The organism is Rhodoplanes sp. SY1, from assembly GCF_046000175.1.
Classification (GTDB): domain Bacteria; phylum Pseudomonadota; class Alphaproteobacteria; order Rhizobiales; family Xanthobacteraceae; genus Rhodoplanes.
In genome coordinates, this window is the sequence record NZ_JBEOMB010000225.1 from 1 (window position 1) to 8,910 (window position 8,910).

Here is an 8,910-nt window from a genome sequence, read left to right on the forward strand (position 1 = left end):
AGATCGGGAACCGCTCTAGGTGGGGCAGCCACGGCGAAAGCGTAAGCACCGCAAAAACCGCCAGCATCGGTAAAGTCAGTTGTACGATGGTGAAATTGAGCTGGCGGGCATGCGCAAAAAGCGTGGCGAAGCCGAACAGGAGGCCGATAGCTAACAGGATGCGCTCCAGCACGTTGCGTTTTCTTTCCTTCGCCAAGCAAAGGAGGATGGCTGCAATTCCGGCGAGCGCTAGACTATGCCAAAGCAGGTCCATCAACCAGCGTAGCCCGACCGACAGCGGGAGCCATCCGAGAAGCGGCGTGGCAGGTAGCCAGCTCGATTGGTACTCGTCGCGATGGGCAGCGTACTGAACCACCTGCCGAAGACCGACAAAAAGACTTGAGAGCAAGATCTTGATAGTCTCGAACGGCGCCGTAAGCAGGGCGCCGACGTCATTGAGGTACATTCTCGACATTTCGCGGAATGCCGGATCGCTGCAGGTCGTGATCACACGCGTCGAATGTACCACGCCGGTCACCAGCATCCAAAGTGCCAATGCCATTACGCCGGCCGCCAGTATCCAGCTCGAGCGTGAGAACGTCAGCGCGACCGATATGGCGATGAGTGGTATGAAGTAGACAACGTTCGGGTGGCCGAATGCCAAGGTCGAGACGATCAATAGGTAAAGCGCCGTAACACCGGCTATTCTCAATCGCCGCGCGAGTTTGGAGTCGGCAGCCGTGAAGAAGCCCGGCGCGATGAGCGGCAGTAGAACCACCGCGGTCAGGGCGATGGTGAGGAAGCCTTCAGGCCGCGAGATGGTCATCGAAAAACCGGTGACGCCTAGCGAAAGCAGTGCGGCAACGCAGAGCGTCAGCAGAAGCCGGGAGTGACGGGCCGGCAACAGCTGGCGGACGAGAACGTGAAATAGCGCCAGCCAACCCGCAAACATCGCGATGCCGAGCAGCCGCATCCCGAGAAGGGTCAGGCTCTGCCACGCGAGCGCGTAGACCGCCCCGCCCGGGAGCAGTGCCCACGGCAAGGGCGTCACGAAAGTGTCGGGACATTGCGGGTACAGCGATAGCTGCGCGCCACCTTCCAGGAACGTACGTGCCGTGCTGATCTTATAGACTAGTTCGTCAATGTAGATCGGGACAAAAGCCGCGATTGCGACGTTGACGCACAACACGCCAATCAGTGTCCAACGCCAGTCCAGCGAAAGCAGGGCGCGCCTTGCCCAACGACGTAAGCCAGAGATCTCGGTTGGGCTCATAACCGTCGCCATGCGAACTGAATCGGCCGAGAACGTTGTGATGCGTCGCGCATAGGAGATCTGACGAGCTTGCCGCATCTCAATGGCGATTGTCGAGTGAGCCTGCATGAGCGCAGCGCGACGCGGCCGTTCGGCGGCGTGAAACCGACACCGAACGCGCTGGCTCGGCTCCGGAGACCTCATGAGCGTCGTCGCGCAGAAAGAGGGCAAGTAGGCCGACGCCTAAGCCGACCTCTCGATTGGGCATGCAGGGCTGCAGCCGTGGCCCGATCAACACAAAGCCCACAGGCGCCTCGTTGATGTGCATTTCGCGCAACCGGCATTCTTCGGCTCGGCTGCGAACCTTCGGAGCCATACTAGGAGCATGCGGATGAAAAGCAGATCGAGCAAGCACGGGCTGGACGCATCGAGCAGGAAGCGCAGACAGTTGAGGCTGCCAATATGGCGAGCGCATGGCCATTCTCGCGCCTTGGTCGGCCCCGAAACCAGATCGTGTCGGTAGCGGGCCGGTCGTGTCAGGTGTGGTGTAGAACCACGTTGCACAACAGGCCTTCGACGTGCCAATTGTGCTTCGCGCTTCGTAGGTTGCTCATGTCGCGGACGAGCCGCAGCGGGCCATTTGCAAACGCGAGAACCCGTGCGCGCGCCGCCTCGATCTGCGAAGACCAGGAGGCACGGCAAGAAGGGCGGCAAGTTGGCCGAGGCGCCAAGTCGTATCATCTTCCACTGCGGTAGCGTTCCGATTACATTGCGGTAGCGTTCCGGAGCAAGGCAATCCGCGACAGGCCTTAGCCCATGATCGCCCAGACGATCCATGCGTACCCGGATTTGCAGTGTTGCTCTGAACCGGCGCACATGCGATGGACCCCGATGCAAATATGGATCGAATGCAACTCCGCCGGGCTGCGCCCGGAGCCTAGGACTCATTATCGTGAGGATTTCGACCCCACACCGGTGTAGCCATGTGCCCACTCCGCCCTGTCCCACCCCTGTCACAAGGCGCCTCGTAATAATGGTCAATAAGCTGATGACCCGGGCAGCACTGCTTTCGCAACAGTTGCGCAATGGAATGAAGACTTCCGGAATACTCAGCGGGGTCGCCAAAGCGGTGCGCGACCTCCGGATCGGCGCAGGCTCTCCTGTGGCGTTGTGCGAGATGTATACCGAGTTAATGGCGAAGAATCCCGCAATAGCGCATGCACTCGCCGGAGATGGGCTGATGGCCTATGCTTTCTACGCCAGGCTGCGGCGCGTTTTAGAGTTGGCTAAGCCCGACTTAATAATCGACGCCGGAGCGCACGAGGGGCAATTTGCGGGTCTCGTGCAGGGCTATTGTGAGTATTCGGGCGAGGTTGTTTCGTTCGAGCCCGTCAAGGCTCATTTCGAGCGGCTATCGGCCCATCTCGGCGCATATCGGGATTGGAAGGCAGTCAATGCCGCGCTCGGGGACACCGATGGCGAAACGATGATCCATGTGGGAGCATCGCATGGCGGCACCTCTTCGCTGCTTCCGCAGACCGATATCCTCGCGACATACGTCTCCGACGCGCAGCTCGGCGAAAAACAACCCGTAAAACTGATGCGCCTAGACACTTATCTCACTGAGCGTTTCGGTGAAAAAATCCCCGAGAGGATTTTCCTCAAGCTGGACGTCCAGGGGTATGAGGAACAAGTTTTCAGATCGGCCGGCCGTTTTCTACCAAACGTCAGGCTGCTGCTCGCGGAGATTTCGGCGCTACAGTTCTACGAAGGCCAGAAGACCTTCGCCGAAATGTGCACGCTCTTCCGTGATGCCGGCTTTACTCCCATCCTGATCGAGAACAATTTCGGATACTGTAACCTGATCTATTATGACTTCGACGTCTTCTTCTGTCGCGACGAGGACCTGAGGTCCTTGTCGTTGGCTGCGGTAGGTTGAAACAACGCATCCGCTGCTGGCTGGGCAGGATAAACCAATGACCCTGACAGTCTTCAGGACAGCTGAAGCGGCGTCTCCTACGTTAGTTTCGGTGTTAGTGCCCGTGTACAATGTCGAAAAATACTTAGAGGAGACGCTACGCAGCATTCTTGCCCAGACCTATCCGGATCTTGAGGTGGTTCTCTTAGACGACGGCTCCGAAGACGATTCGATGGCTGTGGCCCAGCGCCTGAAGCGCGAAGATTCTCGAATCCTGATCCTCCCTGGCGCCGGGGTCAATCGTGGCGTCGTCGCCACCCGAAACGAATTGCTGCGTCATGCCAGCGGGGCTTTCATTTGCTGGCACGACAGCGACGATGTCAGCCATCCCGAGCGATTCGAACGACAACTGCGTTTCCTACAGAGGAATTCTCATTTCGGCGCAGTCGGAACCGGTATCATCATCGCCGACGAGAACCTTATGCCGCAACGCTCCGAAACTTACCCGGCAGACCCCGAGCGGCAGGCCAGCGACCCGATGCTGTGCTGCGCGACGCTCATGGCGCGGCGCGAAGCTGCGTCAGGCGCCGGCTGCTTTCGAGAGGTGTTCCGCGCTGGTGGCGAAGATGGCGATTGGATCATGAAGATGGCCGACCGCCACGCCGTGACCAATATTCCCGACATCCTGTACACCTATCGTCGTCACGCTAGGTCCCTGACCCATGACGCTGCGAACTCCGTAATGTCGGTTCGGCTCGGCGTTGTGGCGCGCTGGAGCGCGCGGGCGAGGCGCGCCGGGCAGGCAGACCCCGTCGATGTGCTGGAGTTGCCACGCTTGCATGAGCAGCTCAGCGCCTGGGCCTTTATCGACAACACGGCTCTAGGAAGGTTGGAGAAGATGACCGCGCTGGGCCGCTTGCTGCCCGGCGAGGCCCCGGCAATCTCGATTCTCCATGATTTCGTCGGTGAGGTGGAGAGCGTACAGCGGCTCGCCGTGGCATATGACGCGCAAACGTTCGCGAACTTCGAGATACTACTCGCGGTTCGTCCCGAAGCCGCGGACCGTTTCCGTGCTGCGCTCCAGAGCGTCAAATGCGCCATAAGGATCGTTCCAAGCGCGGCTCAAACGCCGTGGCTGGACCTGACCGGAGCCGCGCGCGGACGCTTTGTCATGTACTGGACGTCAAAGGTCGGTCTCCCGGCGCCTTGGGAGGTGCACAATTTCGTCGATCTCGCGCTGTCGCAAGAGGGGCGTCCTGACGACCACCCACCAGGCAATTTCCTCTGGCGCGACGTCTCTTTAGCAGAAATTTCTACAGGCCAGACCCACCGCTTGATCCTGCCCGCAGCTGCATTGGCAGCACTTACGGCAGACCGTTCGGGGTCGATAACCGTGCGCGGTGTTCAAGTTCTTGGCAAGAGATCGCTCTTCTCGCACCTCATTTTCCGGACCAAGACGGTCTATCGCGATCGAGGCGCGCGCGGCGTGATGGAGGTGATTTGCCGCAGGCTACTCGCCGTAAGGCGCTTCGTTGAGCCCGCAACAGCTCCGGCTTTTGCGGCCGCCCAGCGATTGAGAAAGCTGGCTGGCCCCCGCGTGCTCGGCGTCGCCACGCTCCCCCTCAATGCTCTTTTCAGGCTAAAGGTGATATTCCGCAATCATGGCACGTCCGGAGTGCTTCGGGCGGTGTGGCTCAAACTTGACGTTACGGCGCGGCGCGGGGAACCCGCAGCCAAAAGATTGTCTCCGGATTTCGCCGCCGCTGCCGCGGAAGCCAGACTTAAGGTGGCGGTGTATGAATGCTGGGGCGATTTCGTCGACTCGCTGTACTATTTGACACCGGGATCTAGCAGTCTGGTCGAGGGCGTCATGTTCGCGCCTGCGGAGCTGGTGCCGGATCCAGATTTCATCCTTGTGCTCAATACGCCCGCTGCGGCTACGGTGAGCGTTGTCGCGCCCCCCGAGCGGCTGTGGTTTGCGGTGGGCGAGCCGCCGACGCCGATGCACAGGCCCTTTCATCGCGGCCAGGGCGAGGCATCCACCGTCGTAACCTGCGACTTGAGCTTGCCGGATGGTCAGGATCCGGGCCGCACCTACATCCACGAGCCCGTGATGACACGTACCTGGCACGTGAAGCGGACCTATGACGAGATCGCGTCCGGAGCGCTTCCTCCCAAGGACAAGAAGCTCTCCTGGGTAACAAGCAACCTTCGTATTCTCGACGGCCACCGTTACCGGATGTCTTTCCTTGAGAAATTAAAGTCGAGAGTAGAATTCGACCTCTATGGTCGCGGGTTCCGCCCAGTGTGCGATAAATGGGACGCAATCGCGCCGTACCAATACTCGATCGCCTTTGAGAATACAGCTGCTCCTCTCTACTTTACAGAGAAGCTCATGGACTGCTTCGTTTGCGGAACACTCCCATTCTACTATGGAGATCCTGAGCTTGAGAAGCGCTTTCCGTCCCGGTCCTTTATCCGGATCGACCCTGAGGATCCTCGCGTCTTCGACATGATTCGTGACGTAAGCGCCTCCGATATGTGGCGCGAGCGCCAAGCCGACATCGCCGAGGCGCGCGAGCTTGTACTCACCCGCTACAACTTGTATCGCATACTCGCTCTTCACATGCTTGAGGCAGCGAGGCGTCCGCCGGCGCCGCCCACATCTATACTAATTCAGCGTCAAGCTATACTGTGAGCAGGCCGGCGCCTTCTTCTGCTTCGCGTCAACTTGTTAGGCATAAAACGAGTGGGCCGGCTGTAGACTTCGAGAGGTTGTCATGCAAATCTCAGCTGATAGGAAAAACAGCCTGTTCTTCGACAGGGCGTGGCTCGGCCACAGCTTACATTTCCTCCAACGGGACATCGCTCGACAGTATGATCGAACGGCTATCGGCATCGCGTGGTTGCTCTTGTCGCAAATCATCACCATCAGCGGCATTGCAATCGTTTTCTCGACAGTGTTTCGGACTGAGCTCAAGGATTTTTTTCCTCACTTGGCGATCAGCCTGCTGTGCTGGAATTTGATCAGCGGCGCAATCGCCGAGTCGCCGCGCGTGTATCATGCCGCCGGTCCCATTCTAAACGCCTTCCCGGTGCCTTACCCCACTTTCGCCTTCCGGATGGTGGTGCGTTATTTCGTGTCGTTTATGTTCGGCCTGCCGATTTTTCTCGCGGTTGCGTTTTGGTTCGGGGTCCCGTTTTTTCCGACTGTACTGCTGAGTCTCGTCAATTTCCCGCTATTGGCGCTGTTGCTCTATCCGCTCGCCAACTTTCTCGGTATAGCTGGGGCGCGCTTTCGCGATCTCGCTCCCACGGTTGGGTCGGTAATCTACCTTCTATTCCTTGTCTCGCCCATTCTTTATAAACCGAATGCCATTCCCCAACATGCGAGCCTGTTGTTATATCTTAACCCATTTTATTACCTCTTGGAGGTGGCGCGCGCTCCCTTCCTGGGACAGGTGCCGTCACTGGCCGTGTACGCGGGCACCATCGGCATGACCATCATCGCTTGGATTCTCTCGACCGTCGCAAACCGCAAGTATGGCCGCTACGTCGTGTTCTGGGTTTGACGGGTCGCCGCCTGGCCCCAGCGGCTTGGCGAGCCCGAGCGTGGAGCGCTTACCGTGATCAAGTTCGAGCATGTGACAATCGACATCCCGGTCATACTTCAAGACAGGGCATCATCGTTCAGGCATGTACTGGCCCGCAACGTTGGTGGTGTCATTCGTGGGCAGTCCGCGCACAAGCGTGTGATCCGGGCTCTGGACAACGTCTCGTTCACCCTTCCGCCGGGGGGACGGCTCGGCTTGGTCGGTCATAATGGCGCGGGCAAGACGACCCTGCTCAAGACCGTGGCGGGCCTCTATCCAATCTCAGCCGGACACGTGCAGGTCGACGGCTCGATCCGCACCTTTTTCAATCTCGCCGCGGGCCTTGAGCCCATGCAGTCCGGCATCGCCAATATCAAGAACATCGCGCTCTACTACACGCAAGACCAGCGCGAGATCGACGACATGGTTCCGACCATCGTCGAGTTCTCGGAGCTCGGTCAATTTATCGAGATGCCGGTCTCCACCTATTCGGCCGGCATGTTGGCACGGCTGATCGTCGGCATCGCCCTCAACTTCAAGGGCGATATTCTCGTGATGGACGAGATGCTCGGTGCCGGCGACGCGCGCTTCATGAAGAAGGTGCTTGTGCGGGTCGAGCGCATGATGGAGGAAGCGCGGACGCTCGTCTTCGCCTCACACGCCACTGAAATCATCCGGCAATTCTGCACCACCGCCTTGTGGATCGAGAAGGGCAAGGTCCGGATGGAGGGCGACGTAATCTCGGTCACCGACGCTTTCCACGAAACGCTCGATTTCACCTGAACCGGCTCGGGCGACGGTTGCCGTGATCACGGTCATCATCGTCACTCGTAATCGCGCGGCGCTGCTGAGCGAATGCCTGGAAAGCATGTCGCGGCAACATGCCCCGGAGGGCTGGCGCGTGCTCGTCGTCGACAACGGATCGACAGACGGCACGTTTGCGGTCGCTTCCGCCTTTGCCGGCTCGGACTCGCGTGTCAGCGTGGTCGTGGAGCCGGAACTGGGTGCGAGCCGAGCCCGGAACAGGGGAGCGCGCGAGGCGGCAACGCCATTCCTTCTCTTCGTCGACGACGAATGCACCTTTCCCGAGGGCTATGTGGCACGCGCATTCGCGCTCGTCCGCGGGGCACGGCCTGCTTGCTTTGGTGGCCCAGTGCATGCCCGCTTCCTCGTTGATCCTCCTCGACCCTCCTGGTACAAAGACTCTTACGGGGCATTCTCTCTACCGGCCCACAATCCGTACGGTGGGCCGCCACGCTTGAGCGCCGGTAATCTCGGTGTTTGCCGTGAGGCATTGCTTACGGTTGGCGGCTTCCCGGAGGCGTTCGGGCCGGTGGGCGGGCGCATGCTGTATGGTGAGGAGAACGCATTAGTCGCCGCGCTTTGGGACCGTTACGGCCCCCACCGCGTCGTCTATGATCCCGGCCTCGTCAATCACCATCTGGTGCGCCCTGAGAAGTATAGCTGGCCGGCGATCTTCCGCGAGAGCTATCTGCGCGGGGTCGCACGCGGACGGCTCGCAGCCTGGGGCCTTGACGAAGCGATGCGAATGCCCCCGTCCTCCGATGTGGCCGGCGCCGAACTATTAGCGGGACGAGCGCTACGCGCGCTCGGCGTGGCGCTGCTCGATCTCTCGCTGCTGCGTCGCGTTATTGAACCTGCCCGCTACCCTGACTGCCGCAACATCGTTTATGAGCGGTGGACCCGCTACGTCACCGCTGCGGGGATCCTCGCCGGGCGAGTCAAAGGCCGTCGTGAAATCGCGGCGCGGCGCTGAACCCCAGTACGCACGGCGTTAGCCTCGGTGTCGGCGGCCAGCATGGCGACGGCGGCACCGGTGCCGCGGGCCGGGCAGATGGCGCCGAACAGCCAGGCGTTCTCGTAGCGCTGGTCGGCGGGCTGACATGGTCGCGAACCGCGCCGCGCCCACATGCGCACGATCCCGTTCTTCTGGCCGATGCGCGCCTCGTCCTGGAACCAGATCTCGACCGGTTTCTGGTCGGCGACGTCGGCGAGATGGGCGCTCAGCGTCGCCGCAAAGTTTTTTTGTGTCCCCCCGGTGAGGGCCGTCTTGCGTCCGGCTGGCTGAGCGGCGAGGTCATTAGGACTATTTCTATGGATAGTCCTAATGACGAACACGCGTGTGCAGGGTAAGCGGTCTTCTGATC

General features: G+C 60.2%; 6 protein-coding genes and 1 pseudogene. 5 read left to right on the forward strand and 2 right to left on the reverse strand.

Going from position 1 to position 8,910, the window contains the following annotated elements; translation table 11 throughout:
* On the reverse strand, positions 1–1,360 hold a 1,360-nt coding region (locus ABTU92_RS28665), incomplete at its 3' end, for a hypothetical protein (protein WP_408094974.1).
* Between the two features lie 904 nt (positions 1,361–2,264).
* Between ABTU92_RS28665 and ABTU92_RS28670 the strand changes: the two genes are divergently transcribed.
* The 5 genes from ABTU92_RS28670 (at position 2,265) to ABTU92_RS28690 (ending at position 8,519) form a co-directional block, all read left to right on the forward strand.
* A complete protein-coding gene (locus tag ABTU92_RS28670) occupies positions 2,265–3,170 on the forward strand; it encodes an FkbM family methyltransferase (RefSeq protein WP_408094975.1) in 906 nt (301 codons plus the stop codon).
* A gap of 37 nt (positions 3,171–3,207) precedes the next feature.
* On the forward strand, positions 3,208–5,847 hold the full coding sequence (locus ABTU92_RS28675; protein ID WP_408094976.1) for a glycosyltransferase: 2,640 nt from the start codon (positions 3,208–3,210) through the stop codon (positions 5,845–5,847).
* Between the two features lie 82 nt (positions 5,848–5,929).
* Positions 5,930–6,721, forward strand: coding sequence for an ABC transporter permease (locus tag ABTU92_RS28680; protein WP_408094977.1), 792 nt, complete (start codon positions 5,930–5,932; stop codon positions 6,719–6,721).
* A 54-nt stretch (positions 6,722–6,775) separates the two neighbouring features.
* Positions 6,776–7,525, forward strand: coding sequence for an ABC transporter ATP-binding protein (locus ABTU92_RS28685; RefSeq protein ID WP_408094978.1), 750 nt, complete (start codon positions 6,776–6,778; stop codon positions 7,523–7,525).
* Positions 7,526–7,547: 22 nt separating this feature from the next.
* Positions 7,548–8,519: a glycosyltransferase family 2 protein gene (locus tag ABTU92_RS28690; RefSeq protein WP_408094979.1), complete on the forward strand. Its 972-nt coding sequence runs from the start codon at positions 7,548–7,550 to the stop codon at positions 8,517–8,519.
* 41 nt (positions 8,520–8,560) lie between these two features.
* Here the strand turns inward: ABTU92_RS28690 and ABTU92_RS28695 are convergent.
* Positions 8,561–8,821: pseudogene (locus ABTU92_RS28695) on the reverse strand (IS630 family transposase); the annotation flags it as partial.
* Positions 8,822–8,910: the final 89 nt, after the last annotated feature.

Excerpts from the sequence above, each read along its gene's own strand:
- ABTU92_RS28670 (WP_408094975.1), top strand. The coding sequence starts at position 2,265 with ATGGTCAATAAGCTGATGACCCGGGCAGCACTGCTTTCGCAACAGTTG.
- ABTU92_RS28675 (WP_408094976.1), top strand. The coding sequence starts at position 3,208 with ATGACCCTGACAGTCTTCAGGACAGCTGAAGCGGCGTCTCCTACGTTA.
- ABTU92_RS28680 (WP_408094977.1), top strand. The coding sequence starts at position 5,930 with ATGCAAATCTCAGCTGATAGGAAAAACAGCCTGTTCTTCGACAGGGCG.